Consider the following 24,021-nt stretch of genomic DNA (forward strand, 5'->3'; position numbering starts at 1 on the left):
CCGGCGGCTCAGCGCCGGGTGCAATAGGCGTGGATGCGCGGGTGACGGCTTTCGAACGTGCCCAGGCGTCCCAACAGGCCGTCGACATAGCCGCACCAGATCGCCGCGACCTTGGCCAGCTTTCGCGGCTCGAACAGCAGCACGCAGACCGATTGGTGCACGGCCAACAAACCCGGCAGCCAATGCAGCGCCCACTTGCGCCGGTACAGGCCCAGCGCATGCACCGCGTTGCGGGCGCCGTAGTAGCGGCGCCAGGCGACGTGATGGGTGGTGAACATCTTGCCGTGACGCTTGATCGCGCCGGTGGTCTGGCGCATGGTCACGCCGGCGTTCATGTACACGGGAATGCCATGGTCGGACGCGCGCAGGCCGTACTCGATATCGATGTACTCGATGAAGTAGTCTTCGCGGAACGCGCCCAGCCGGCGGAAAGTCTCGGCCGAGAACGCCGAGCCGGACGAGATCACGAACAGCGACGGAAACAGGCCGCGTGGCTCGTCGTCGATGCGCCGCGGCTTGGGGAATCGCCGGCCCGGCGGGATCGAGGGCATGCACTTGCCGAGGTTGATTTCGTAGATCTTCGGCCCGACCAGGAAGGTGGGGCTGCCGGTCTCGGCGCAGGCGCGCAGCATGTCGGCGAAAAACCCGTCGGCGATGTCCGAGTCCTGGTCGAGCAGGAACACGATCTCGCAGCCTCGCGCCAGCAGCGCTTCGGTGCCGCGATTGTAGGCGCCGGCCAGGCCGCCGCGGTTGTGGTTGGCGATCACCGTGGTGCCGCCGCGCTGCAGCGCCTCGTGCAGTTGCGGGTCGATCTGCGGAGAATTGTCCACCGCGACCACATGCCGGCATTGCGCCCGCGCCTTGTCGAGGTTGTGCAGGAATTCGGCGGTGGGCTGGTAGAGCACGAAGATCAGGCCGAACGCGACGGCTTCGTCGGCGCCCTCGTCCGGGATCGGGGAGGGGGTCTGCGGCGCGGTGCGCGCAAGCGCCGCGGACTCGTGCTGGAGCTCGCTCATGATGGGCTGCCTTGCCGCGCCAGCATGCGCAGCCGTTGCAGAGTCAGGTCGCGGATGGCGTCGGCCTGGGCGCGGGGCAGCGACTGATCGTCCGACGTCAGGGCGAAATCGAGCGCTTCTTCGTCGCCGACGATAGTGACCAGGTTGGCCGGCGTCGGCGCGAGTGCGGCCGTAGGGCTGAGCACCGCCTTGAGCCGGAAATCGCCGTACTCGCGTGCCAGGTCGAGCTTGCCGAGGTAGGACAGGGTCACGCCGCGACCGCTGCGGCGCGAACGCGAATAGGCGATCAGCCGGTCGAACAGCGGGTGCACCCGCTCCATGCCGAGCAGGTTCTCGTGCACCTGCGGGCCGAGCTCGCCGATCTTGGCGTCGATGTCCTTGCGCATGCCGCGGGCCACGGTCCAGTACTCGCCTTCGTCGCCGCCGAAGCTCTTCACGATCGCCGGCGACAACTGAATGGTCGGCGCCATCGCGAACAGGGCGTCGGCGCCGAGCTTGGGCAGAAACCGGCGCACATCGACCGGCAGGGAGAATTGTTCGATCGCGCCTTTGCCGAGGGTGTCGCGGAAGCTCAGCATCAAGGCCAGGCCGACGATGTTGAACACCGTCACCCGCTCCTGCCGGCAGCGCTGCGCCAAGGCCCGGTAGTCGTCCGTCGGTAGCTGCCAGCGGAGGGTATAGACCGTGCCGTAGCCGACCGCGGGGCCGATCCGGCGCGTGCGCACCCACAGCTTGAACAAGGCGGTCTTCCAGCGCAGCCGCCGCCGGATCGCGCCGTCGCCGAGCACGGCTTCCGGCAGCAGCGCGTCGACCTCCGGCATGGCCTCGTGGCGGCCGATGTCGCGCTCCGGGTCGTCGCACAGCAGCAACAATTCGCGCAACAGGGTCAGTACCGACACGCCGTCGCAGACGCAGTGGTGGCAGGTCAGCAACAGTTCGCTGAGTTCCGCGCCCCGCACCAGGGTGGCGCGGATCAGCGGTTCGCACCCGGCATCGAACAATTGGCCGCGTTCGCGCTCGCTTTCGCGTTCCCAGCGCCGGTCGTCGTCGCGCTCGACGATACGCAGCGGGATCGGCGGCGCCGGGTGCCGCTCTTCGAACCAGGGCCGCCCGTCGATCGCGACCACCACGCTGCGCAGCACCGGATGCTTTTGCTGGAGGCGGGCCAGGGCCTGGCGCAGGCGCGCTTCGGCGATCCTGCCTTCGATGCGCGCGGGGATCACGATGGCGACCGGCACCTGGCCGTCCAGGTACATGCCGCGTTCGAACAAACTCAGCGGGCGCTTCAGGGTCGCGCCGAGGGCGGCAGTGGCCACGGCGACGACGCCGGTCATGCGCTCTGTCCCAGCCATTGCAGCGACGCGTTGCCGCGTTCCTCCGGCGCCTGCTCCAACAGGCCCCAGCCGCGCAGATGGCGGATCGCTTCGGCGACGCCGTCTTCGGCGCGGATGCGCCGGCCCAGGTCGGCGGCGGCCTGCTGCATCGACGGCGTGTGCGCCTGTTCCAACGCGTCGGCCAGCGCCTCGGCGCTGAGTTGAGTGCGGTCCAGCGCGGCGGGCCCGGCGCCGATGCGGTTGAGCGAGTGCGCCCAGAACGGCTGATCGCCGTAGAACGGCACGATGACGGACGGGATGCCGGCCCGCGCCGCCGCTGCGGCGGTGCCGGCGCCGCCGTGGTGGACGGCGGCCGACATCAAGGGGAACAGGCGGTCGTGCGGGGCCTGGCGTATGAAGAATATCTGCTCGTCCAGGGCGCCGTCGGGATGGTCCAGTCCGCCCCAGCCGGTCGCCAGCAGCGCGCGCCGTCCGCTCTTGCGCACGGCCTCGATCACGGTCGCGGTGAATCCGGTCGCGTCGCTGGAGACCATGCTGCCGAAGCCGATGTAGACCGGTTTCGGGCCGGCAGCGAGGAACGCGCGCAAGGCATCGGAAGGCTGCCATTGGGCCTCGTCGAGGAACCAGTAGCCGGCGATCTGGACGTTCTGCGGCCAGTCGGCCGGCCGCGGCACCACATGGCGACTGAAGCCGTACACGACGCGGGTGCCGGCGTTCTTGTAGTAGGGCCCGTACCAGGGATACTTCTTCAGCCCGAGTTGCGGCCGCACGATATCGTTGAGGGCCGGCTTCATCACGTGCCAGACCAGGTGGCGCAGCACGTGGTAACTGGCGACGTTGAGCAGCGGCGGCAGATTCCGCTTCTTGCCGGCCAGCACCACCGGCGGCATCAGCCGCGATGGCGTCAGTGGTTGCAGTTGCGCCGCGACGAATGGAATCCCGTGAGCCTCGGCCAGCGACTTGGCCAGCAGCGTGCTGTTGCCGACGCCCATCAGCAGGCCGGCGCCTTCGATGGCGGCCCGCCCTTCGGCGACCCAGCTGCGCGCCCATTGCGCGTACTGGCGGCGGAACACGCGCGCCATCTCGCGCATGTTCAGGCCGCGGTCGGCGATGCTGCGGTCGGCGTGAAGCATGGCGTGGAAGTCGCTGGCCAGCGGGTAGTGCTCCAGGCCCGCGCCGCGTACCAGTTCGGAGAAGTGGCCGCTGGTGACGATGCGCACCGGATAGCCGGCGCTGCGCAGGCCCTGGCCCAATGCGACCAACGGACGGATGTCGCCTTGCGTCCCGATGGTGAAGATGGCGATCGGCGCCCGCGTGCTCATGGGTGAATCGCAGCCTCTTCTGGCGGTGGATGTCGCATGTCCGAGCGTCCCGCCGGCAGCGTGTCCCGCTGCGCCAGGCGCAACGGGCGTCGGCCCGCACTCGCTGCGGACCCGCGGCGGCGGCCGTTCGGCCAGCGTGGGTTTCGCTGCAACGGATCGACCGGGCGTCGGCTCCGCGCGCTTCGCGCACCGGGCGGTGCGCCTGGCGAATCGGGTGGGCATGACGACCGGTATGGATGGAATCTAATGCTGCGCCACGGAAGTTTTCCTTTGGCGGCATCACAGTTCGCCGCCAGCTTCCTGTCCCCGATCGCACGCTGTGACCGCGTTATCCGTTTCGGAAAAATCCGGCAAAATGCCCGGATTCGAAGAAAATGCGCTGCTGCGCGATAGCGGAATTCGCCTGTTGCGGTTAGACCGAATGCAATGACGGGCGGTGCGACGGGAGCGGAAGAGATGAAGATCGGGAACTTGTTCGACGGATCGCAAGCGCCCGCCGCGGGCGAGCGCTTCGAGCCTCTGCTCAGTCACCGCAATCTGGTGGTGGAGCGAATTCTCAGCTCGGCGGCGATCGAACCGGTGGAGTACGTGCAGCCCCAGGACGAATGGGTGGCGCTGCTGCAGGGCGAGGCGACGCTGGAGGTGGCCGGAGAATCCTTCGAGCTGCGGTCCGGCGATCACTTGTTCCTGCCCGCCGGGACGCCGCACATCGTACGGCGGGTCTCGCAGGGGGCGTTGTGGCTGGCGGTGCATCTGCATCCGTCGGCTGCTGACGCAGCGGCGGACTAGCGGCTCAGCGGGCCTGGGCCGGGGTCGGCCCGCAGTTCGCGTGATCGAGGAGCGACCGCCTGGCCATCAGCAGCACCCGCGTTCCATCGGGCCATTCGATCCGATACGTAATGTCGTATATGGCCGTGCCGATGCTGCTGCGGAAGCAGAGCGCAGCTTCGGTGAACTCCCGGTACCAACACAGGTAATCGATCAGATAGAAGCCCAGACTGGAGCGTTGGTCGATCCGCAGGAATCCTTCCACGAAGGCGCCGAACTCGGCGCTCCAACTGCGGACTTCGGTCCATTCCTCGCCGGCATCCGCGGCCGAGTCCACGTAGGGATCCGGCGCAAGCCAGATCTGGACGGATTCGACGCCGGTCGTCAGCGAGCGGCCTACGGCATCCAGGTAGCCATCCAGAAACCGGCTGTGGCTGGGTATGTCGAAAAACTCGGGTTCGGTCATGTTCGATGCGGCGGGTGCCGGGACTTGGGTGGATGTGTGCGTTTTGATGCGCGGCGGAGCGCAGATTGCCTGCAGCACGGCCCCGTCAGCGCGCTACGTCGTGGCGCAAATCGATCCGCGTCTTGTGAACGCAAGCCTGTCGCCGTGGTCGATAGCGCCATTGGGATACGGCCGCGCGTATCGCATCCCCATAGCCGACCGGTCGGCCAGAGGCACGGCCTGTCGGCTTCCACTGCGTTGCGAGGATCCGAATCGTGCCAACCCGACCAGAGGGCTGCACCGTCAGGACGACGCTGGCGACGCCTTCGAATTCGTTATGCAGTCGGGCCGGCAGCTATGGTGCGAGGGTAGACGTCGGGGCTAGCGAGGTTGGACATGCAGGCAGGCTGGGCGTCGCCGCGCACGATAGCGCGGCTGACAGCGCTGCGATCGGGGCGAGCCCTTGGGCATGCGTAATGAGCGGCCTGGCCCGCGGCCGAGCCGGCGCCGGCTTCATGGGGCGCCAGTCCGCGCAGTCGCTGTAAAAGCTCGATAGGACCAGAATGCGATCACGGCGCCGAGCCAGAGCAAGGCCCAGCGCAGGCAGTCCTTGGCCGCGTCGATGAAGGGAAAGGAATTACCGCGTGGGACGCCGGACAACAACGGCCAAGCTTCGAGTTGCCAGAAGTTTAGCCAGATATCGACCCCCAACGCGAGCGGGATCAGCCAGCCGGCTGAAAACAGCGCGACGAGGATGGCTTGCAGTCGTTTTCGGGTCATGGCGGCGTCTTGTCGTCGGGTGAGGGGCGAGTCGGGGCCGGGCCTTCCGTCTCCGGCATATCGAGCCGCCGCAAGCGCTGCTCCAGCTTGGCACGATCGATGTATGGCGCCAGTTGCGGCCATTGCCGGCGCGAGGTGTTGCGGTACTGGTCGTGAGTGAGCCAGACGCCGACTGCCGCCAGTAGGGCGTCGGTCCAGTGCGCGGACTGTCCGTAGCGGAAGTAGAGCATGGCGACCGAGAACGTCAGCAGCCAAAGGGAGAGCGTAGTCAGGACGTGCGCGGACCGGCTGGGGTGCTTGGCCTTACCATCCAACTCGGCGAGGACGTGGCTTAGCAGAGTCTTCTCGTCGGGGTGTTTCATTGGGAACGGATATCGGCGATTGCGGTGAGCCGATCAAGCGGCGATCGGGTGAGTGTGCGGCGCATCGGTCGGGACCGCCGTCGAACGGTAGCGGTGCTTATGCCCCTGCCATGACGAAACGTTATGGCGGCCGCCGATTTCGATTAGTGTTCGAATATATCGCAGTCGCGCGGCAACGTCGGTCACGAAGTTGGGTTGACGGATCGGCGACGCGATGAACCTTGGCTGGGAGCGGATCTTGCCGCCGACGCCGCCGATCTTCGGCCGACTCGAATTACCCACTCGATCACGTCGCAGTCGTGCCGATCGAACGGAATCGGCGCAAGCGTCGCGCCCGGATCATGTTGCGCTGCAACATAGATCTGGGTCGCCAGCGGCGCGCGTGTTTTTCGGTGCGAAAACAAGGGAAATTCCGAAGTGTCGGACGGCCAAGGAATTTCGTCCTATGCCCCCGGGGATCGGGAAAATCGCCGTCTCATCCGCGACGTGATCGCGGCAATCGGGTTTGCTTCGTTTTTCGCTCGCCCCCTAGCGTCGATTCCGCCGCAGTGGTCGTCCGCGGCAGTCGCGTAATCCCGCCGGAGATCGGATGTTCCGACGCGCGTGCGCACTGCCCGGAGCCGAAGCGGAACGCCGCACCGCGGCCGCGCCCGCGGCCGTCCCTCCATCGTCGACCTTCGGGGTATTCCAATGAACCGCAACGTATCGGTCCTCAGCTTCGCCGTCTCCCTGGTCCTCGCCGCCGGCGGCGCCGGCGCCGCGCAACGCATCGACCTGCACAGCGTCGACGTGGCCAAACTCAACCGCCAGTACCAGGCCGCCACGGCCAAAGCCGGCGCCATCGCCAAGGCGCCGGTGCGCCACGCCGAACTGATCGCGCTCGACGCTCAATCCAGCCTGGCCGAGCTCAATAGCAGCCAGGACGCCGACGGCTCGCGCAACTATCGCTATCAACAGAGCTATCGCGGCATTCCGGTGTTCGGCGAGCACGTGATCGTGCGCGAGGACGCCCAAGGCAACGTGCGCGCGCTGTTCGGCCGCTCGGTCTCAGGCGTCGCCGCCGACCTGCCCAGCGTGCAGGCCAAGCTCGACGGCGCTCAGGCCCTGGGCCTGGCGAAGAGCGCGACCTTGGGCAAGCGGGCGGCGTCGTTGCGCGTCGGCCAGCAGAACAGCCGCAAGGTGATCTACCTCGACGATGCCGACCGCGCCCATCTGGCGTATGCGGTGGACTTCTTCGCCGACGCCCCCAAGGGCGGCGAGCCGACCCGGCCGTTCGCGATCGTCGACGCCGTCAGCGGCCAGGTGCTCAAGCAGTGGGAGGGGCTGAACCATGCCGAGATCGGCACCGGTCCCGGCGGCAACCAGAAGATCGGCCAGTACGAGTACGGCAGCGGCGGCCGCCGCTTCATTGACGTCACCCGCAGCGGCAGCACCTACACTTTCAACACGCCGAACGTCAAAACCATCAATCTCAACCACGGCACCAGCGGATCGACCGCGTACTCCTACACCGGCCCGCGCAACACGGTGAAGCCGATCAACGGCGCCTACTCGCCGCTCAACGACGCCCATTTCTTCGGCAAGGTGGTGTTCGACACCTACCAAGCCTATGTCGGGGTGTCGCCGCTGAACTTCCAGCTCAACCTGCGCGTGCACTACAGCAACAACTACGAGAACGCCTTTTGGGACGGCCGCACCCTGACCTTCGGCGACGGCCGCACCACCTTCCATCCGCTGGTCTCGCTCGACGTGGTCGCGCACGAGGCTTCGCACGGTTTCACCGAGCAGCAGTCGGGCCTGATCTATTCCGGCCAGTCCGGCGGCATCAACGAGTCGTTCTCCGACATCGCCGGCGAGGCGGCCGAGTTCTACCACCGCGGCCGCAACGACTTCCTGGTCGGCGCCGACATCTTCAAGGCCAGCGGCCGCGCCTTGCGCTACTTCGCCAACCCGCCGCAGGACGGCCGCTCGATCGGCCACGCCCGCGACTACCGCGCCGGCCTGGACGTGCACTACTCCTCGGGCGTGTTCAACAAGGCGTTCTATCTGCTGGCGAACAAGCCGAACTGGGGCACGGTCAAGGCGTTCAAGGCCTTCGCCAAGGCCAACAAGGACTACTGGACCCCGAGCACGACCTTCAACCAGGGCGGCGTCGGCGTGCGCCAGGCCGCCAGCGATCTGGGCTATAGCACCGCCGACGTGATCGATGCCTTCGCCCAGGTCGGCGTGACCGCGCAGTAAGTCCGCCGCGCCGATCCCGCGACGGCCGTGCCGCGGCCGTTCACGTCGTCCGTCCGGGCGCGGTGTCGGGCGGGCCCGACGGCAACGGATCAAGGAGTCGCTTCGGCGACGGGCTCCCGGTTTCGGCCGGGGGCTCGTCGTGTCCGCGGCCCGATCGACGCGTGGCGGACGCGACGACCCGGGTCGATCAGTCCCGGTCGGACGAGCGCTTTCGCTTCTGACGCGCAAAATCGACGCCGAATATCTGCGCCAGGTCTATCTGTTCCTGCCGGATTTCCTCCACGACGACGTCGCCGCCGTGCCGATAAAACCGCCAACGCTTCGTGTCGCGGCCGCTACGGTCTTCGATTTCGACTTCGTTGACCTGGCTGGGCAAGGTCGGTTCTTCCACGACGCATCGCCGCGGGTCCAGGCGCAGCCGCTTGAAGTCTATGCGCAGGCGCGGCGTGCTCGTGCGCGTCACGCGGCGGCAGTGGTCGATCGCTTCGAATAGAGCGTAATGGGCGTACAGGTTGGGGTAGTAGGGCAAGCGGCCGGGCGCTGCGGCCGATTCGTCGTAGAAGTAGCGGCCCATGGCCTCGACGTTGTCCTTGTGCGGGGCAAACTGGTAGTTCGCGTCGAATTGCAGCCCCTCTCTGGGGGGCGGGACCGACGCGATGGGGGCTGGGCCCGACGCGGGCTGCTGGAAGTATCGTCGGGCCAGGGGAAGCGCGCAGCGGTAGCACAGATTCAGCGCTTTGTCGCGGTCGCGCAGTTGCCGCTGCGCCAAACCGATGCCCGCGTTCCAGCCGGCTATTTCCGCGTGGGCCTCGTCCCAGCGATGCAGGCTGAGGTAGGCATGGACCCACTCCGTATAGTCCGGCAGCGCGCCCGCCGTCAGCGTCGGATGTTGTGCGTATCGCTCGTAATAGGATTGGCGGGCCTGGCGGTATACGCAGATGTTGAGGGCGTGCTGGGCCTCATGCCCCAAGTTTTGGGCGATTCGCACCAGCGTTTCGAGCGGAACATCGCCGGAGCCGCTGCGGTGCTTGGCGATGGCGGAGATGTCCAGGTGGATGGCTTCGAGTTGCGGGGAATACAGCGCGATCGTGCCCGGACGGGAGCGCAGCTCGCCGAGCGTTTTCAGCGTGCCGCGTACGACGGCGCCTGCGACCCCGCCGAGGAGCTTCGGTGACAGGCGGAGGGTCAGCATGATTCTCCGCATCGCCGTCTGCCTGCCCTGCGCGGTCAACGGCAGGGTGCAGCAGAGCAGTCCCGCGGCCAGGCGGTCGCGGATCGCCGAATGGGCGGCTGCGTCCTTGGCCGTTGTCCCGATCGCAACGACGAGCGTTGCGGAGTCTTCGTGGTAGTCGAAGACGGGCGTCGCGACGGGCCGCGCTGCGATGGCCAGAAGCTTGCCTGAGCGCAGGCATCCGCGAATCAGCGCAACGATCGGCGGACTCGCCGCGATCACGTCCTGGAACGGTTCGTGCATCGTCCGGCCTGCTTCGCTCGCGCACAGTCGGCTGGCGCAGTCGAGCATTGCCAGGGTCGCATGCAGTGCGTCGTCGTCGCCGATCTGGGCGGCCGGAACGACGAAGCGGTTGGGCGGACGAAAACGTCCGAGTGGACTCGGGGACGCCGGGTTGTTTTCAAGTTCGAACCGGGCCAGCCGGCGCGCTTGAACCGCGGCTTCCAGTTGCTGGGCCAGGATCGGCTGGGGCGTTCCGTCGTGGGGGGGCGCTGCGACGATGCGGTAGATGCTTTCCCTCAACGCGGTCAGGCGCTGCCTGGTTGCCTCGTCGTCGGCCGGAAGCGCGGAAAGGGAGTCAGTGATGGCGCGATCCAGCGCCGGATAGCTCGAGGACACGGCTTCGCTCGACGAGTAGCGGACCGGGGGGCCGATACCGTTCTGAACGGCCGCTTGAGGGCCGCGTGAGTGCGGTCCTGCGACAGCCAGGCAGGTCGCCCGCCCCAGCGACGTCAGGGCCGCCGAGACGCGCCGCTTTTGCAGTAGGCTTGCGCCGATCCAGGGGGGCTTAGCCCCAATCCAGCCACTGTCCGGGCGCGAGTACCCGGATCTCGACCGGTTTGTCGCGCGCGGCGGCGCGCAACCGGCCGATCGGGTCCTCGACTTCGATGTACTCGGCGATGCCCGACACGCCGTAATGGATCGGCACCAGGCGTTTGGCGCCGAGGATGGTCGCCGCGGCCACCGCCTGTTCCGGGGTCAGCACGCCGGGCTGGCCGCTGACCGGTTTGCGCCAGCCGAAGCGGGCGCCGTTGACCGGCAGGAACGCCGCGTCGAAAGGGCCGAACTGACGGCCGATGCGCCACCAGTGCCCGTGCCAGAGGGTGTCGCCGCCGTGGAAGATGCGCCGCCCACCGGCCGAGATCACCCACGAGGCCTGCGGATCGCCGTAGCCGTCCGAAGCCGGCACGGCGGTGGCGGTGAAGTCGCCGAGCAATTGCGGCTCCCACGGCGTGCTCGGTCGGGTGCGCGCGCCGGCGGGGATCGGCAATGGGTTGGTTCCGGCCGGGTGTGCGAGCACGCCGTCGTTGCGCAAGGCCTGCGCGACGGCCTTGGCATCGAAATGATCGCCGTGGGCGTGAGTGACCAGGACGTAAGCATCGCCGCCGGCCTCGACCGGGATCAGCGGGTCGGCCAGCGCCTTGCCCCATTCTTCGGGATTGATCAGCGGATCGACGAACAGGTCCGCGCCCGGCAGTTGCAGGCGGAGGCCGGCCCAGGCCAGGCGTTGTATGCGCAGGTCTTCGCCGGCGGCGAACGCGGCGCGACTGGCGACGAGTGCGGCACCGGCGAGCCCGGCGCAGCCGAGCAGGAAGCGGCGTCGGTGCGAGCGGTGTGCGAACGGGGCGCGGTCGATGCTCATGCTCGTGCCTCGCGTGCAGCCAACGCGGCGTCGAGGGCGAACACCGACTGGCCGACGACGACGTCCAGGTTGTGCCCGTGCCATTCGCGCTCGAACGGCGTGGGTTCCACCCCCGCGGCAACGCAGTCCTCGATCGCGATCGCGCGGATGCGCCGCTCGGTCAGCGCGGGCGGCGCTTGGCTGCGTATCCGCACCACGGTTTCGCGCAAGCGGTCGAGATAGTGCAGGGCTTGGTCGAGCACGGCCGCGGGGAATCGGCCCATATGCCCGCCGATCACCGTGCCGCGGCCGAGCTGTTTGATCCGGTCGATCGCGCCGCGCAACTGCGCGGGATCGGCCTTGGAGAGGTAGACGATGCGGCCGACGATGTTGTCGCCGACGCAGACCAGGTCGGCGACGGGCGCGTCGACGCTGACGTGGTCCAGGGTCTTGCCGGGGTTGTGCAGCAAATGCAGTTCGTGCCGGCCCCAGCGCAGGCTTAGGGCGCCGTCGAACACCAGCTTGGGTTCGCGGTAGTACGCGTCCACGCGCCGGTTCTGCGACAAGAACGTGTGCCGGTGATGGCGCTGGGCGATGCTCAGGGCCTGCGGAAACAGCGTCAGGCCGGCCATGTGGTCGCTCATGCGATGAGTGGACACCACCGCTCGCACGTTCTTGCCCAACTGCCCGCACAACACCTCGCGCAGTTGGCGCGCATCCTCTTCGCCGGCGAGTGCGTCGACCAGCAGGGCGTCGTCGCCGTCGAAGAAGGCGGTGGCGACCGACTCGTATTCGTCGCCGACGAACATCACCACGTCCGGGTGCAGCGGTTCGACTTTCATGGTCCGGGCCTGCGATGGCGAGGCGGCCATGGTGGCCAGCCGCTGCGGCGGCGACAAACGAGATGTTTTCGCGCCAACATTAGAAAAACTAACTTGATACGATGCCGGCTCCCGCGCACGAGTCCAGCGCCCGAGGCGATCGTGAAGCCGCGCCATCCCGTTCCGCTCAACGCCTTGCGCGCCTTCGAGGCGGCGGCGCGCTGCCGCAGCTTCCAAGACGCGGCGGCGCAGCTGTTCGTGACCCCGGCCGCGGTCAGCCATCAGGTCAAGCGCCTGGAAGCCTACCTCGGGGTCAGGCTGTTCCATCGCGGCCACCGCTCGATCGAACTGACCGGCGAGGGCGCGAATCTGGCCGCCTCCCTGGGCGAATTGTTCGGCCTGCTCGACCTGGCCCTGGACCGGGTCGCCGCGCCGGCCGCGGCGGACTTGCGGGTGAGCACGATGGAATCGTTCGCGGCCAAATGGCTGGCGCCGCGCCTGCACCGTTTTCACCGCGCGCATCCCGAACTCAAGCTGCGCATCGAAACCGGCAACGAACACGCCGATTTCGTCCGCGACGGCATCGACGTGGCGATCCGGTACGGCGCCGGCGCGTATCCCGGGCTCAGCGTCGAACCCCTGATGCAGGCGCCGGCGTTTCCGGTGTGCGCGCCGTCCCTGTGCGAGGATGCCGCCGCGCCGCTGCAACGGCCGCAGGATCTGCGCCGGCACACGCTGTTGCACGACGAAGGCGCAGCCGGGCGTGCCGGCGTGCCCGATTGGCGCGCGTGGCTGCAGGCGGCCGGCGTCGGCCGGATCGACGCCGGGCGCGGGCCGCTGTTCGCCAGCATCTATCTGGCGCAAGAGGCCGCGGTCGCCGGTCACGGCGTCGCCCTGGGGTTGGCGCCGCTGGTCGCCGAAGATTTGCTGCGCGGACGCCTGGTGCGGCCGTTCGCGCTGTCGCTGGGCAACGCTTATGCGTTCTGGATCGTGCGCCGGCCGGGCGCGGATGCGCACCCGGCCGGCGAGGCGTTCTGTCGCTGGTTGCGCGAGGAGGCCGCCGCGATGGACGGCGCGGCCGACGCCTCCTGATCCCTCATTCGCCTGCGCCGGGCCGCGCGCTGCGGCGTTTGTTGAGATACGGCAGCGCGAACAGGTACAGCCCGGTCAGCACCAGCAGCGCCAGCGGCAACAGCGGGATGTAGGAGATCCAGACGATCGGTTTCTCCTGGGCCAGGGCGATGAAGGTGGCGACGACGGTCAAGGTGAAAACGATCGAGGTCCAACGGTGGAATTGCCGGATCCATTGATTCGCGTTCATGAGCGCTCCTGAGCGGGACGACCGATGGGACCCCGGCGCGACGCCGGGGGGGCTGAAACGGCGCTGGCGCAGGGGCGCGGCGCCGCCGGGTGCGTGACGTCCCGGCGGCGATGCCGCCGGATCAGCCCTGGGCCTGGATGCGGATCAGATTGCCGGCCGGGTCGCGCACCGCGCAGTCGCGCACGCCGTAAGGCTGATCGGTCGGCTCCTGCACGATTTCCACGTCGCCGCTCTGCAGCCGGGCGAACACGCCGTCGAGGTCGGGCGTGGCCAGCATCAGGATGGCGAAGGTGCCCTTGGCCATCATCTCGGCGATGACCCGGCGCTCTTCGTCGGTGACGCCGGGGCTGGCGTTGGGCGGATACAGCACGATCGAGGTGGCCGGCTGGCCGCCGGGGCCGACGGTGATCCAGCGCAGGCCCTGGTAGCCGACGTCCTTGCGCACTTCGAAGCCGAGCGTGTCGCGGTAGAACGCCAGCGAGGCTTCCGGATCGTTGTGCGGGAGAAAACTGGAGTGGATGCTGAGGTTCATGGCCGTCTCGGCGGGTGAGTGAGCCGTCATCCTAGGCCGGCTCGGCAACCGGCGCTTCTCGATTCCTGATCGGTCTCGTCACTTGCTTGGCCACGCAGGGCGGCAGGCCGACGGTCGCCGCCGCATGCTGGCGCTGATAGACGCTGGGCGGCATGCCGACCAGTTCGGCGAAGCGGGTGCTGAAGGTGCCGAGCGAGGAACAGCCGACCGCGAAGCAGACGTCGGTCACGCTTTGCTCGCCCAGGCGCAGCAGCGCCATGGCCCGCTCGATACGGCGGGTCATCAGATAAGCGTAGGGCGATTCGCCGTAGGCGAGCTTGAACTGACGGCTGAGGTGTCCGGCCGACATGCCGGCGGCGCGGGCCAGGGCTTCCACGTCCAGCGGCAGCGCGTACTCGCGGTCGATCCGATCGCGCACGCGGCGCAGCCGCGCGAGATCGCGCAAGTGCACCGTGGCGGCGGCTGCGGTGGGGCGGGGGCTCATCGCGGGCGATCCTGCCACGCAGGGACGAAGGGCTCAAGCGCGCACAGCGGCGGGAACGATGCAGGCGAGGGCGCCGCGCTCGTTCGAGCCTGGCCCGACCGAGGGAGCCGGTGTTCGCGGCGAGCCGCAAACCGCCGTGCCGGCCGACGCGGGCATCCGGAGCCGTCGCTCGCGCGACCGTCGCATCGTCTCTGTACGCCATCGCGTCGCCGGCGTAGCGTGTCGCGATGGACTCGCTGATCGCCGCCGCCGGGCGCGCCTTGGCCGTCGGCGACGCGCTCGCCGCGCTCAAGCGCGTGGCCCTGCGCGAGGATCCGCCGGCGCTGGCTTTGCGCGGCATCGCGATGGCCCAACTCGGCGACTACCCGCGGGCGCGCGAGCTGCTGCGCCGCGCCGCGCGCGCGTTCGGCGCGCGCGAGGCCATTGCGCGGGCGCGCTGCGTGGTCGCCGAGGCGGAAACGGCGCTGGCGATGCGCGACCTCGGCGGCTCGCCGCGCGCGCTGGCCGATGCCGCGGCGGTGTTGGCCGCGCGCGGCGACCGCGCCAACGCCTGGCAGGCGCAGCTGATCGCGGCGCGTCGTGCGCTGTTGCTGGGCCGCGTCGACGAAGCCGCCGCGGTCCTGGCGACGTTGGCCGGTACCGAGTTGCCGCCGGCGCTGGCGGCAGTGGCGGCCTTGGCCGAAGCCGAACTGGCTCTGCGCGCGCTGCGCACCGCGTCCGCGCGCGCGGCGCTGGACCGCGCCGAAACAGCGGCGCGCCGCGCCGGCGTGGCGTCGCTGCTCGCCGAAGCGGCCGATGCGCGCGCCGCGCTGGATCGGATCGCGGCGCGGCTGATCCGCGCCGGCCACGAGCAACCGCTGCGCCTGGACCAAGTCGAAGCCTTGCTGGCCGCGGACATGCTGGTGGTCGACGCCTGCCGGCGCGGATGGCAGGCCGGCGATGGCTGGCGGTCGCTGGCGCGCCGGCCGGTGCTGTTCGCCCTGTTGCGCGCACTGGCCGAAGCCTGGCCCGAACCGGCCGAGCGCGGCGAGCTGATCGCGCGCGTGTTCCGCACCCGCGATCCCGACGACAGCCACCGTTCGCGATTGCGGGTCGAGATCGGTCGCTTGCGCGCGCTGCTGGCGCCGTCGGCGCGGATCGAGGCCACCGCCGGCGGTTTCGTCCTGCGACCGCGATCCGGGCGCAGGGTGGCGGTGCTGGCGCCGCCCATCGACGGCGACTCGGCCTCGTTGCTGGCCTTGCTCGCCGACGGCGCGGCCTGGTCGAGCTCGGCACTGGCGCAGGCCTTGGGCGCCAGCCAGCGCTCGGTGCAGCGCGCCCTGGCGGAACTGGAAACCGAAGGCCGGGTGCGCTCGGTCGGCCGCGCCCGGGCGCAGCGCTGGTTGGCGCCGCCGCTGCTGGGATTCACGACGATCTTGTTACTCCCCGCTGCGCTGCCGGCTGAGTAGATTGGGTTCACGGCGCCGCGACGAGCGCCCTCGGAGTCGGAGCATGTCCCGCAATGCCCATTCGCCGGAGCCGCTGCCGGCGCAGATCGTGCGCGAATACGGCCCGTTCGACGGCGCCGACAAGATCGCCGGCGTGACCTACGACGGCCACCGCGTCTGGGCCGCCGCCGGGGCGCAGATGCTGGCCTTCGATCCCGCCAGCGACCGGGTCGAGCGCAGGCTCGAACGCGCCGCCGATGCCGGCACCGCGTTCGACGGCACCTACCTGTACCAGATCGCCGAGGCGCGCATCGACAAGATCGATCCCGCCACCGGCGACGTCCTGGCTTCGATCCCGGCGCCGGGCGCTGGCGGCGATTCGGGCCTGGCCTGGGCCGAAGGCAGTCTGTGGGTCGGCCAGTACCGCGAGCGCAAGATCCATCGCATCGATCCGGCCACCGGCGCGGTGCTGCGCACGATCGAGTCCAACCGGTTCGTCACCGGCGTGACCTGGGTCGACGGCGATCTCTGGCACGCCACCTGGGAAGGCGACGCCAGCGAGCTGCGCCATGTCGATCCCGACAGCGGTGCGGTGCTGGAGCGGCTCGCGATGCCACCGGACACCTTCGTCAGCGGCTTGGAATCCGACGGCGCGGAACTGTTCTATTGCGGCGGCGGTTCGAGCGGCCGGGTGCGCGCGGTGCGCCGGCCGAAAACGCGCGCCGGCTAGCCGGGCGCACGGCGACGGACGATGCGTCGCCGCCGCGCGCCACCCATCTCCCGTGCCACCGGCCTTCGCGCCGGAACGGCAGGCCGTGTCCGGCGTTCGCCGATCCGCATCGGTCCCTTTCCCACGACGGCCCGCGGGCCGAGGAGCGCACCATGAATGCAGCAACCGCCGAATCGAGCCTGGCCGGACATCCCGTGGTGTCCGCCGAACGCTGGCTGGCCGAGCGCCGCCGCCTGCTCGAGCGCGAAAAAGAGCTGACCCGTCTGCACGACCAGGTCGCGCGCGAACGCCGCGCCCTGCCGTGGCGGCGGGTCGAGCAGGACTATGTATTCGATACTCCGCAGGGACGCCGCAATCTGGGCGCACTGTTCGGCGCGCGCAGCCAATTGCTGGTCCAGCACTTCATGTTCGCGCCCGGTTGGGAGCAGGGCTGCAAGAGCTGTTCCTACATGGCCGATCACAACGACGGCGCGATCGCCCATCTCGCGCAACGCGACGTCGCCTTCGTCGCGGTCTCGCGCGCGCCGCTGGAGCAGATCGAACGCTTCCGCCGCCGCATGGGCTGGCGCTTCGCCTGGGTCTCCTCTTACGGCAACGCCTTCAACCGCGACTTCGGCGTCAACTTCGCCGTCGACGACCTGTCCGCCGGGCAGGTGGACTACAACTACGTGCGCCAACCGTTTCCGCACGAGGAAGCGCCGGGCATCAGCGTGTTCCACCGCGATCCGTCGGGTGCGGTGTTCCATACCTATTCGCGCTACGGCCGCGGCGTGGAAGTGATGATGCACACCTATCAGTTGCTCGACCTCACCCCCAAGGGGCGCGACGAGGACGGCCTGGAGTACTCCATGGCCTGGGTGCGCCACCACGATCGCTACCCGGCGGATGCGGCGTCCCTTGCGGCATCGGGTTGCTGCGGCTCGCACGACTGAGCCCGGCCGGAGCCGACGTGTGGACGCATGGTCGCCCTGGTGGCTGATGGCCGCATCCGGCGCGATGCACGGCCTCGGTCCGGCCAACGGCTGGTTGCTGTTGGCCGGTCGCCGGCCCGGCCCGGAGCGTGTAGCGGTGCGCGGGCTGCTGGCCTTGGCCGTCGGGCATGCGCTTGCGCTGATGCTCGCCGTCGTCGCCTACGCCCACGGCCTGTACCTGGACGCCGGCTTGAGCCGTCGATGCGCAGCGGGCCTGTTGATCGCGATCGCCGCCCATCGCGGCTTGCGCGATATCGGGCTGGCCGGTCCCGCCGGGCCGGTCGCGCGCCGCGCGTCGGCCGGCACCGACCGCCGCCGGTGCGGCGCGCACGCCGGTCTGGCGCTGTGGTCGTGCCTGATCGCCACCGGGCAGGGGACCGGGACGATGCTGCTGCCCGCGTTGACGCCGATGTGCACGACCGGCGTGGCGCCCGGCCCATCGGTTGCGGGGGGCGTGGCGACGGCGCTGCTGGCGGTCGGAGTGCATCTGGCCGCGATGCTGGCCGTCGCCGGGACGGTCGCCGCCGGCCTCGACCGCGGGATCGCCGCCGTGTCGCAGCGGATCGGCACGCCCGCCGCGCGGCACGGCTGGACGGCGGGGTTGGCGATCGTCGGTCTGGGCCTGGCGGTGCGGGGTTGAGACGATCGGCATCGGACCGGCCGCCGCGCCGGTGCGGATGCCGCCGGGATTATCCGCACCGCCGCAGCGACCGCGCCCTGGAATATGTGCCTGCCCATTATCGGCCGCAGCGAAGGATTATCGTGGCATCGCCCGAGCCGCATCGCGGCCGGCCGGCGGTGATTTTTGCTTGCAGGCGGAGGCGGGGCGCACGGTCCCCTATGGCTATTTACCGGCCGGCCCAACGCCGGGCGAATCAATATGAATCCGCTGAATCGACCGGGTTTGGCAGTGTGCGACCCGGCCGCCATACAGCGAACGGTCGCCTGCGCCGTGTAAAATGACCGCCTTTTTTAGCCTGCAGTAACTGATGGAAGCTTCACGACGGGCGACGGTCCGTGGCCCGACGTTCATTCGCTTGCTCGCCCGCCTGACCCACGCCGATATTCCGCAGCCGAGCCAGCCGCTGTCGGACCGATTGAGCCAGTGGGTCGATTGGACGCATTCGCTGACCTTGTCGACCGCGCTCGACGCGACCCCCTTGGCCGCCGCACCGGGCGAACGCGTCTGCGCCGACAGCGAGGCGGCCGAGTGCGCCAAAGTCCGCAGCGCGCTGAGCCAGGCGATCGTCGGCGATCGCGCCTTTGCCGCGCCCGACGCGGCACCGCCGCGTGCCGACGAGCCTGCCGATTACTCATTCTTCCGTCAGCGTTACCTGGCCTTGCAGCAGACCATGGAAGCCGGTGCCGGCCGCCTGCGCGAGCGCTTGCGCGACCGGCTCAGCCTGGGCACGCCGGAGATGGCGCGGCTGGCGGCCGTGGACCAGGTGATGGAGCGCGCGCTGGCACGGCGCGAGCGCGCTCTGCTGGGCTCGGCGCCGGCCCTGCTCGGCGAACACTTCGAACGGCTGCGCCTGGCGGCGCAGGACGATGCGGCCGCCGCGCCGCGCGTCGAAACCTGGCTGGACGCCTTCCGCCGCGACATGCGCGGATTGCTGCTCGCCGAACTGGATGTCCGTCTTCAACCGGCCGAGGGTTTGCTCGCGGCCCTTCGCACCCGCGCATAAAAACAACATGCTCAAGCACCCGCTGCATTCTTCGATCTTTTTCGCCGGTCTGGCCGCTATCGCCTGGGTCGCCGCCGGTTATGTCGGCCATCATCCGCTGGCGTTGTCGGTCGCGCTGCTGATCGGCGCCTGTTACTGCGTCGGCGCGTTCGAGCTGTACCGCTACCGCGAGGCGACGGTGTCGCTGCAGCGTGCGCTCGACGGCCTGTCCGCGCCGCCCCCGTCCCTGGGCGAATGGCTGGAGCGCCTGGATCCCGGCTTGCGCCAGGCCGTGCGCCTGCGCGTGGAAGGCGAGCGCGTGGCGTTGCCGGCGCCGGCGCTGACGCCGTACCTGGTCGGGCTGTTGGTGCTGCTGGGCATGCTCGGCACCTTGCTGGGCATGATGGTCACCTTGCGCGGCACCGGCCTGGCGCTGGAAAGCGCCGCCGACCTGCAGGCGGTACGCGATTCGATCGCCGCGCCGGTCGCCGGCCTGGGCTTCGCGTTCGGCACTTCGATCGCCGGCGTCGCCGCCTCGGCCATGCTCGGCCTGCTGTCGGCGCTGTGCCGACGCCAGCGCGCGCAGGCGGTGCAGGGCCTGGACGCCGCTATCGCTACCGGACTGCGCGGCTATTCGAAGGCGCAGCGGCGCGAGGACGCGTTCAAGCTGATGCAGCGTCAGGCCGACGCCATGCCGGCGCTGATCGACCGGCTGCAGGCGGCGATGGCCGCGCTGGAGCAGCACAGCCAGGCCGCGCACGAGCGCCAGGCCGCGGCGCAACAGGCCTTCCACGACCGGACCGAAGCGGCTTACACGCGTCTGGCCGCCTCGGTGCAGGCGTCGTTGCGCGACAGCATCGGCGAAAGCGTGCGCGCCGGCAGCGCGGCGCTGCAGCCGATGGTCGACGCCACCATGAACGCGATCGCCGGCGAGACCCGCGCGCTGCACGCCTCGGTCGAACAGGCGGTGCAACGCCAGGCCGACGGACTGGCGGCGGGCTTCGCCGCCACCGCCGATACGGTGACCCGGATCTGGAGCGGTGCCCTGGCCGACCAGGGCCGCGCCAACGACACGCTGGTGCGCGATCTGCGCCAGACGCTGGACGGCGTTGCCGCGACCTTCGAGCGCGGCGCGAACGGGCTGCTGGAAACCGTTTCGGCGCGCATGGAGGCCGAGACCGAGCGCACGGCGCACGCCTGGAACGACGCCTTGCAGCGTCAATCGTCCGCGCACGAGGAGCTGGCGGCGCGCAACCGCGAAGCGCTGAGCGCGGCGACGGCCGCCTTCCAGGCCCAGGCCGCGGCGCTGGTGCGCGGCGCCGACGATTCGCATGCGCGGTTGCAAGCCAGCCTCGCGGCAAGCGACGAGCAACGCCTGGCCAACTGGTCGCAGCGTTTCGAAACCCTCCGCGCCGCGCTCGATCAGCGTTGGCAGCAGGCCGGCGAGGAGGCCGCCGAGCGCCAGCAACGCATCTGCGACACCCTGGCGCGGACCGCGGACGAGATCTCGGCCCAGGCCCGTACCCATGCCGAGGGCACCCTGGCCGAAGTGTCGCGCCTGGTCGAGGCGGCGTCGCAGACGCCCAAGGCCGTGGCCGAACTGGTGCGCGAGGCGCAGGCGTCGCATGCCGAACTGCAGGCCGTGCTGGAATCGCGCGACGAGCAGCGCCTGGCCGCCTGGACCGGGGCCTTCGAAACCATGGCCGCCCATCTGAGCCAGCGCTGGGAGCACGCCGGCGAGCAGGCCGCGGACCGGCAGCAGGCGATCTGCGACACCCTGGCGCGCACCGCCGAGCAGATCTCCGCCCAGGCCCAGGCCCACGCCCGCGACACCATCGGCGAGATCTCGCGCTTGGTCGACGCCGCCGCCGAAGCGCCCAAGGCCGCGGCCGACGTGGTCGCCGAATTGCGCCAGAAGCTGTCCGACAGCATGGTCCGCGACACCGCGATGCTGGAAGAACGCAATCGTCTGTTGGCGACTCTGGAAACCCTGCTCGATGCGGTCAACCACGCGTCGACCGAGCAGCGCGCGGCCGTGGACGCCTTGCTGGCCGCCTCCAGCGAGGCCCTGGAGCAAGTCGGCAGCCGCTTCAGCGAGCGGGTCGACGCCGAAACCGGCAAGCTCGGCGGCATGGCTGCGCAGGTATCGGCCGGCGCGGCCGAAATCGCCAGCCTCGGCGAAGCCTTCGGCGCGGCGGTGCAATTGTTCGGCGAATCCAACGGTCAACTGGCCGAACGCCTGCAAGGGGTCGAGAACGCGCTGGAGAAGTCGCTGGCGCGCAGCGACGAGCAGTTGGGCTATTACGTGGCGCAGGCGCGCGAGGTCATCGACCTCAGCATGTTGTCGCAGAAGCAGATCATCGAGAACCTGCAACAGCTGGCCGAGCGCAGCGCCGGGGCCGAAGCGGCATGAGCGTGGAACTCGACGAGGCCGACGCCGGCACCGCGGCGCCGGTCTGGGCCGCTTACGCCGATCTGATGTCGGTATTGCTGGGCGTGTTCGTGCTGATCCTGGTCGGCGTGATCGGCATGCAGCTGCAGCTGTCCGACCGGCTGGATCAGGAGGTCAAGCGCCGCCAGCAGGAGGCGCAGCGTCGCCAGACCCTGGAACAGGCGCTGGCCGGACCGCTGGCGGCGGGCCGGGTCACCCTGATCGACGGCCGCATCGGCATCAGCGGCAACGTATTGTTCGCGCTGAATTCCGATCAGCTGCAACCGGAAGGGCGCGAACTGCTCAAGAGCCTGGCCGGCCCGCTGGCCGGCTATCTGCGTTCGCGCGACGAGATCCTGATGGTCAGCGGCTTCACCGACGATCGCCAGGTGCGCGAAAGCAATCGCGAATTCGCCGACAACTGGGAACTGTCGGCGCAGCGCGCGTTGACCGTGACCCGGACGCTGATCGCCGAGGGCGTGCCGTCGTCGTCGCTGTTCGCGGCCGCGTTCGGCGCCGAGCAACCGGTCGGCTCGAATGCCGACGAGGCCGGACGGGCCAGGAATCGCCGGGTGGAAATCGCACCGGTGCCGAAGCCCTCCAAGCGCGGCGCGGCAACCCGTGCGCGATAAGGTCGCCGAGATCGCCGGCCTGCTGGACGTCTGGCGGGCGCAGGGCGCCGATCGCGTGCAGCCCTTGCGCTTCCATCGCATCGCGGCTTTGGCGCGGCACGCGCGCAATCGCGACGGCGAAGCGCGACGCTTGCTGGAGGCGCGGCTGTCCGGACTGGCCGAAGAGTTCGCCGCCGCGCTGCGGGCGCGCGCCGACGTCGCCGCGCCCGCCGTCGCGCCCGCATCCGCCGACGCGTCGCTGGCGGCGCTCGCCCAGCGCATGACCGACGCGGCCGGCGCGCGCGAACGCGCGCTCGGCGCCGGCGCCGGCGCCCGCGCGTCGGCGTCGGCGTTCCCCGAGTTGGGCGCGCTGGCCGGGTTTCGCAGGCTGTGGGCCGGGCTGCGCACCGAAAGCCAGTTGCGGCAGTCGTTGGAGCAGGCGCCGGAGAACGCCGGACCGCTCAACTCCGGCCGACTGGTGCATCGCGCGCTGTTGTTGATGCGCGAGGCCTCGCCGGAGTATCTGCAGCAGTTCTTGTCGTACGTCGACACTCTGGCCTGGATCGAACACATGCATGCCGACGGCGTGATCGAGCCGGAAGAAGCGCCGCGCCCGCCCGGCAACGGCAAGCGCGTCCGCGACAAGCCGCGCAAACGCCGCGAGTGAGCGCGGCGCGCGCTCGCTGCGCGGCGCCGGGTTCCGCTCAGTAGCCCAACCGCGCCGCTTTGACTTCGGTGTGGGCCGGCAGTGCCGTTCTTGCGCCCGGTAGCTGGTCCGTCGCGGTATCGCGCGACGGCAAGACGTCTGCTGCCCTGCGAGGGGACTGTCGCTGCAGCGTCAAACAGGAGCGATCGGAGCGCCGGCCGCGTTTCGCCGATCAGAAGCGCATCTGCGGACCCTCTTCGAACGGCGTCGGAAAAAACAACGGTCGTAGCCTGCCGCCGCCGCGGCGGCAGGCTGATGGGATCAGTAGTCGTGACGAGTCCAGGTTTGCGATGGCCCGCCGTTGCAGGTGTAGAGCTGCAACTGGGTGCCGTTCGCCAGACCGTTGTTGGCCACGTCCAGGCAATAGCCCGACTTCGGGTTGCGGAACGATCCGTTGCCGAGCAGCTCCCAAGTCTGCGACGTAGACGAGTCGCACTGACGGATCTGCACCGGCGCTTTGAGCGCGGTGGACCCGTTGACGACATCGACGCACTTGCCCATCACCATTAGGGTTTTGGCTGTGCTGATATGGAATTGCTGGGCAATTCCGAAGTTGCAATCGTAAATCTGCAGGCGTGCGCCGTCGACGGCATTCGCATTCGGCACGTCGACGCATCGGCCCGAGGCTTTGCCCTTGAGGACCGCGGTTTCGCTGATCCAGCCGCGGCCGATGCGCAGGCCGCTGCCGATGGGGGCGACCGAGTATCCGGTTTCGTTGGTTGCGCAGGTGCTGCCCGAGACGTTCGGATTGCGGACGGTTCCGCTCAGGCCGCCGGCTGCGGTGGTGAACGGGCCGGCCAGGGTCGTTACGATCCGCGGCATTTGAAGGCAGGACGGAACCGTCGAGTACCAATGCTCGATGAAACCGCCCCCTTTACCGGCAAGCCTGCCCCGTCCCGGCGCTTCGGTGAAAGTGCCGATATGGGTTTCCACGCCCGTGACGGTATCTGTCGCGGTGCCGGTCCAAGTGTTGGGACCCGTCATCTGAATGGTCATCGCATATGGATGGCCGTATTCTGCGTAGAAACTGAAGCCGCAGCTCACTCCGTCCGGATCGCCGTCCGCGCCACTGGTACAGTTGGGATCGTTTTCGGTCGATCCTGCGTCGAAAGTGGAAAAAATGGCATGCAGGCGCTGGCGACCGTTGCTGGCGGGTTCCGGCTGCAGGCCGATGTAGCCGCCGCCGCCGTTGACGAAGAAGAA

The 24,021-nt window shown here is 69.4% G+C and carries 24 protein-coding genes; 11 read left to right on the forward strand and 13 right to left on the reverse strand.

The genetic code is table 11. The features are described from left to right. Positions 1–8: 8 nt before the first annotated feature. The 3 genes from TX83_RS17065 to TX83_RS17075 are packed head-to-tail and all read right to left on the reverse strand — an operon-like array spanning position 9 to position 3,672. Positions 9–1,016 carry a glycosyltransferase family 2 protein gene (locus tag TX83_RS17065; protein ID WP_064749179.1) on the reverse strand — a complete coding sequence of 336 codons (1,008 nt, stop codon included), beginning with the start codon at positions 1,014–1,016 and terminating at the stop codon, positions 9–11. Beyond that, entirely contained in the window at positions 1,013–2,350 is a 1,338-nt protein-coding gene (locus TX83_RS17070) for a condensation domain-containing protein (protein WP_064749180.1), read from the reverse strand. The genes TX83_RS17065 and TX83_RS17070 overlap by 4 nt, the downstream gene beginning before the upstream one ends. Then, positions 2,347–3,672: a glycosyltransferase gene (locus TX83_RS17075; RefSeq protein ID WP_064749181.1), complete on the reverse strand. Its 1,326-nt coding sequence runs from the start codon at positions 3,670–3,672 to the stop codon at positions 2,347–2,349. Before TX83_RS17075 ends, TX83_RS17070 begins: the two co-directional genes overlap by 4 nt. 456 nt (positions 3,673–4,128) lie before the next feature. Between TX83_RS17075 and TX83_RS17080 the strand changes: the two genes are divergently transcribed. Next, entirely contained in the window at positions 4,129–4,461 is a 333-nt protein-coding gene (locus TX83_RS17080; protein ID WP_064749182.1) for a cupin domain-containing protein, read from the forward strand. A 4-nt stretch (positions 4,462–4,465) separates the two neighbouring features. Here the strand turns inward: TX83_RS17080 and TX83_RS17085 are convergent, their stop codons facing one another. The 3 genes from TX83_RS17085 to TX83_RS17090 form a co-directional block, all read right to left on the reverse strand. Beyond that, positions 4,466–4,906: a hypothetical protein gene (locus TX83_RS17085; protein WP_064749183.1), complete on the reverse strand. Its 441-nt coding sequence runs from the start codon at positions 4,904–4,906 to the stop codon at positions 4,466–4,468. 492 nt (positions 4,907–5,398) lie between these two features. Then, positions 5,399–5,665: a hypothetical protein gene (locus tag TX83_RS22890; protein ID WP_075575221.1), complete on the reverse strand. Its 267-nt coding sequence runs from the start codon at positions 5,663–5,665 to the stop codon at positions 5,399–5,401. Then, on the reverse strand, positions 5,662–6,027 hold the full coding sequence (locus TX83_RS17090; RefSeq protein ID WP_064749184.1) for a hypothetical protein: 366 nt from the start codon (positions 6,025–6,027) through the stop codon (positions 5,662–5,664). Before TX83_RS17090 ends, TX83_RS22890 begins: the two co-directional genes overlap by 4 nt. A gap of 690 nt (positions 6,028–6,717) precedes the next feature. On the opposite strand from TX83_RS17090, the gene TX83_RS17095 reads away from it, so the two are divergent. Beyond that, positions 6,718–8,268 (forward strand): M4 family metallopeptidase, encoded by a 1,551-nt coding sequence (locus TX83_RS17095; protein ID WP_064749185.1) that lies wholly within the window; start codon positions 6,718–6,720, stop codon positions 8,266–8,268. A 187-nt stretch (positions 8,269–8,455) separates the two neighbouring features. On the opposite strand, the gene TX83_RS17100 is transcribed toward TX83_RS17095, so the two are convergent. From TX83_RS17100 to TX83_RS23430, 3 genes are all read right to left on the reverse strand, one after another. Further along, complete coding sequence (locus tag TX83_RS17100) at positions 8,456–10,117, reverse strand: hypothetical protein (RefSeq protein ID WP_064749186.1); 1,662 nt, start codon at positions 10,115–10,117, stop codon at positions 8,456–8,458. 169 nt (positions 10,118–10,286) lie between these two features. Then, entirely contained in the window at positions 10,287–11,141 is an 855-nt protein-coding gene (locus TX83_RS17105) for an MBL fold metallo-hydrolase (protein WP_064749187.1), read from the reverse strand. Beyond that, positions 11,138–11,962 (reverse strand): MBL fold metallo-hydrolase, encoded by an 825-nt coding sequence (locus tag TX83_RS23430; protein WP_064749188.1) that lies wholly within the window; start codon positions 11,960–11,962, stop codon positions 11,138–11,140. The genes TX83_RS17105 and TX83_RS23430 overlap by 4 nt, the downstream gene beginning before the upstream one ends. Positions 11,963–12,103: 141 nt before the next feature. On the opposite strand from TX83_RS23430, the gene gcvA reads away from it, so the two are divergent. Continuing rightward, positions 12,104–13,033, forward strand: a complete 930-nt coding sequence (gcvA, locus tag TX83_RS23435) for a transcriptional regulator GcvA (RefSeq protein ID WP_075575222.1) — start codon at positions 12,104–12,106, stop codon at positions 13,031–13,033. Between the two features lie 4 nt (positions 13,034–13,037). Here the strand turns inward: gcvA and TX83_RS17120 are convergent, their stop codons facing one another. The 3 genes from TX83_RS17120 to TX83_RS17130 form a co-directional block, all read right to left on the reverse strand. After that, positions 13,038–13,262, reverse strand: coding sequence for a hypothetical protein (locus tag TX83_RS17120; RefSeq protein WP_064749190.1), 225 nt, complete (start codon positions 13,260–13,262; stop codon positions 13,038–13,040). A gap of 121 nt (positions 13,263–13,383) precedes the next feature. Next, positions 13,384–13,794 carry a VOC family protein gene (locus tag TX83_RS17125; protein ID WP_064749191.1) on the reverse strand — a complete coding sequence of 137 codons (411 nt, stop codon included), beginning with the start codon at positions 13,792–13,794 and terminating at the stop codon, positions 13,384–13,386. A gap of 31 nt (positions 13,795–13,825) precedes the next feature. Continuing rightward, positions 13,826–14,278 carry a helix-turn-helix transcriptional regulator gene (locus TX83_RS17130; RefSeq protein ID WP_064749192.1) on the reverse strand — a complete coding sequence of 151 codons (453 nt, stop codon included), beginning with the start codon at positions 14,276–14,278 and terminating at the stop codon, positions 13,826–13,828. A 227-nt stretch (positions 14,279–14,505) separates the two neighbouring features. Between TX83_RS17130 and TX83_RS17135 the strand changes: the two genes are divergently transcribed. From TX83_RS17135 to TX83_RS17170, 8 genes are all read left to right on the forward strand, one after another. Further along, positions 14,506–15,726, forward strand: a complete 1,221-nt coding sequence (locus TX83_RS17135) for a hypothetical protein (protein ID WP_064749193.1) — start codon at positions 14,506–14,508, stop codon at positions 15,724–15,726. 43 nt (positions 15,727–15,769) lie between these two features. Then, positions 15,770–16,435 (forward strand): glutaminyl-peptide cyclotransferase, encoded by a 666-nt coding sequence (locus TX83_RS17140; protein WP_064749194.1) that lies wholly within the window; start codon positions 15,770–15,772, stop codon positions 16,433–16,435. A gap of 152 nt (positions 16,436–16,587) precedes the next feature. Then, positions 16,588–17,367, forward strand: a complete 780-nt coding sequence (locus TX83_RS17145) for a DUF899 domain-containing protein (protein WP_064749195.1) — start codon at positions 16,588–16,590, stop codon at positions 17,365–17,367. Positions 17,368–17,413: 46 nt separating this feature from the next. After that, positions 17,414–18,046: a hypothetical protein gene (locus TX83_RS17150; protein ID WP_064749196.1), complete on the forward strand. Its 633-nt coding sequence runs from the start codon at positions 17,414–17,416 to the stop codon at positions 18,044–18,046. A gap of 349 nt (positions 18,047–18,395) precedes the next feature. Next, positions 18,396–19,091, forward strand: a complete 696-nt coding sequence (locus tag TX83_RS17155; protein WP_222423785.1) for a DUF3348 domain-containing protein — start codon at positions 18,396–18,398, stop codon at positions 19,089–19,091. 7 nt (positions 19,092–19,098) lie between these two features. Further along, complete coding sequence (locus TX83_RS17160) at positions 19,099–21,483, forward strand: DUF802 domain-containing protein (protein ID WP_064749198.1); 2,385 nt, start codon at positions 19,099–19,101, stop codon at positions 21,481–21,483. Next, positions 21,480–22,133: an OmpA family protein gene (locus TX83_RS17165; protein WP_064749199.1), complete on the forward strand. Its 654-nt coding sequence runs from the start codon at positions 21,480–21,482 to the stop codon at positions 22,131–22,133. Before TX83_RS17160 ends, TX83_RS17165 begins: the two co-directional genes overlap by 4 nt. Continuing rightward, complete coding sequence (locus tag TX83_RS17170; protein WP_064749200.1) at positions 22,123–22,779, forward strand: DUF2894 domain-containing protein; 657 nt, start codon at positions 22,123–22,125, stop codon at positions 22,777–22,779. Before TX83_RS17165 ends, TX83_RS17170 begins: the two co-directional genes overlap by 11 nt. Before the next feature lie 300 nt (positions 22,780–23,079). On the opposite strand, the gene TX83_RS17175 is transcribed toward TX83_RS17170, so the two are convergent. Then, positions 23,080–24,021 (reverse strand): RICIN domain-containing protein (locus tag TX83_RS17175; RefSeq protein WP_064749201.1); only part of this gene is annotated, 942 nt, incomplete at its 5' end.

This window comes from Lysobacter antibioticus HS124 (assembly GCF_000336385.2).
GTDB classification, from domain to species: domain Bacteria; phylum Pseudomonadota; class Gammaproteobacteria; order Xanthomonadales; family Xanthomonadaceae; genus Lysobacter; species Lysobacter firmicutimachus.

Bases quoted from the DNA above. Each gene is read 5' to 3' on its own strand.
- TX83_RS17095 (WP_064749185.1), top strand. From the start codon at position 6,718: ATGAACCGCAACGTATCGGTCCTCAGCTTCGCCGTCTCCCTGGTCCTC.
- TX83_RS17075 (WP_064749181.1), bottom strand. From the start codon at position 3,672: ATGAGCACGCGGGCGCCGATCGCCATCTTCACCATCGGGACGCAAGGC.
- TX83_RS17135 (WP_064749193.1), top strand. From the start codon at position 14,506: ATGGACTCGCTGATCGCCGCCGCCGGGCGCGCCTTGGCCGTCGGCGAC.
- TX83_RS17065 (WP_064749179.1), bottom strand. From the start codon at position 1,016: ATGAGCGAGCTCCAGCACGAGTCCGCGGCGCTTGCGCGCACCGCGCCG.
- TX83_RS17125 (WP_064749191.1), bottom strand. From the start codon at position 13,794: ATGAACCTCAGCATCCACTCCAGTTTTCTCCCGCACAACGATCCGGAA.
- TX83_RS17160 (WP_064749198.1), top strand. From the start codon at position 19,099: ATGCTCAAGCACCCGCTGCATTCTTCGATCTTTTTCGCCGGTCTGGCC.
- TX83_RS17105 (WP_064749187.1), bottom strand. From the start codon at position 11,141: ATGAGCATCGACCGCGCCCCGTTCGCACACCGCTCGCACCGACGCCGC.
- TX83_RS17140 (WP_064749194.1), top strand. From the start codon at position 15,770: ATGTCCCGCAATGCCCATTCGCCGGAGCCGCTGCCGGCGCAGATCGTG.
- TX83_RS23430 (WP_064749188.1), bottom strand. From the start codon at position 11,962: ATGAAAGTCGAACCGCTGCACCCGGACGTGGTGATGTTCGTCGGCGAC.
- TX83_RS17130 (WP_064749192.1), bottom strand. From the start codon at position 14,278: ATGAGCCCCCGCCCCACCGCAGCCGCCGCCACGGTGCACTTGCGCGAT.
- TX83_RS17070 (WP_064749180.1), bottom strand. From the start codon at position 2,350: ATGACCGGCGTCGTCGCCGTGGCCACTGCCGCCCTCGGCGCGACCCTG.
- TX83_RS17150 (WP_064749196.1), top strand. From the start codon at position 17,414: ATGGCCGCATCCGGCGCGATGCACGGCCTCGGTCCGGCCAACGGCTGG.
- TX83_RS17165 (WP_064749199.1), top strand. From the start codon at position 21,480: ATGAGCGTGGAACTCGACGAGGCCGACGCCGGCACCGCGGCGCCGGTC.
- TX83_RS17080 (WP_064749182.1), top strand. From the start codon at position 4,129: ATGAAGATCGGGAACTTGTTCGACGGATCGCAAGCGCCCGCCGCGGGC.
- TX83_RS17120 (WP_064749190.1), bottom strand. From the start codon at position 13,262: ATGAACGCGAATCAATGGATCCGGCAATTCCACCGTTGGACCTCGATC.
- TX83_RS17155 (WP_222423785.1), top strand. From the start codon at position 18,396: ATGGAAGCTTCACGACGGGCGACGGTCCGTGGCCCGACGTTCATTCGC.
- TX83_RS17090 (WP_064749184.1), bottom strand. From the start codon at position 6,027: ATGAAACACCCCGACGAGAAGACTCTGCTAAGCCACGTCCTCGCCGAG.
- TX83_RS17085 (WP_064749183.1), bottom strand. From the start codon at position 4,906: ATGACCGAACCCGAGTTTTTCGACATACCCAGCCACAGCCGGTTTCTG.
- TX83_RS17145 (WP_064749195.1), top strand. From the start codon at position 16,588: ATGAATGCAGCAACCGCCGAATCGAGCCTGGCCGGACATCCCGTGGTG.
- TX83_RS22890 (WP_075575221.1), bottom strand. From the start codon at position 5,665: ATGACCCGAAAACGACTGCAAGCCATCCTCGTCGCGCTGTTTTCAGCC.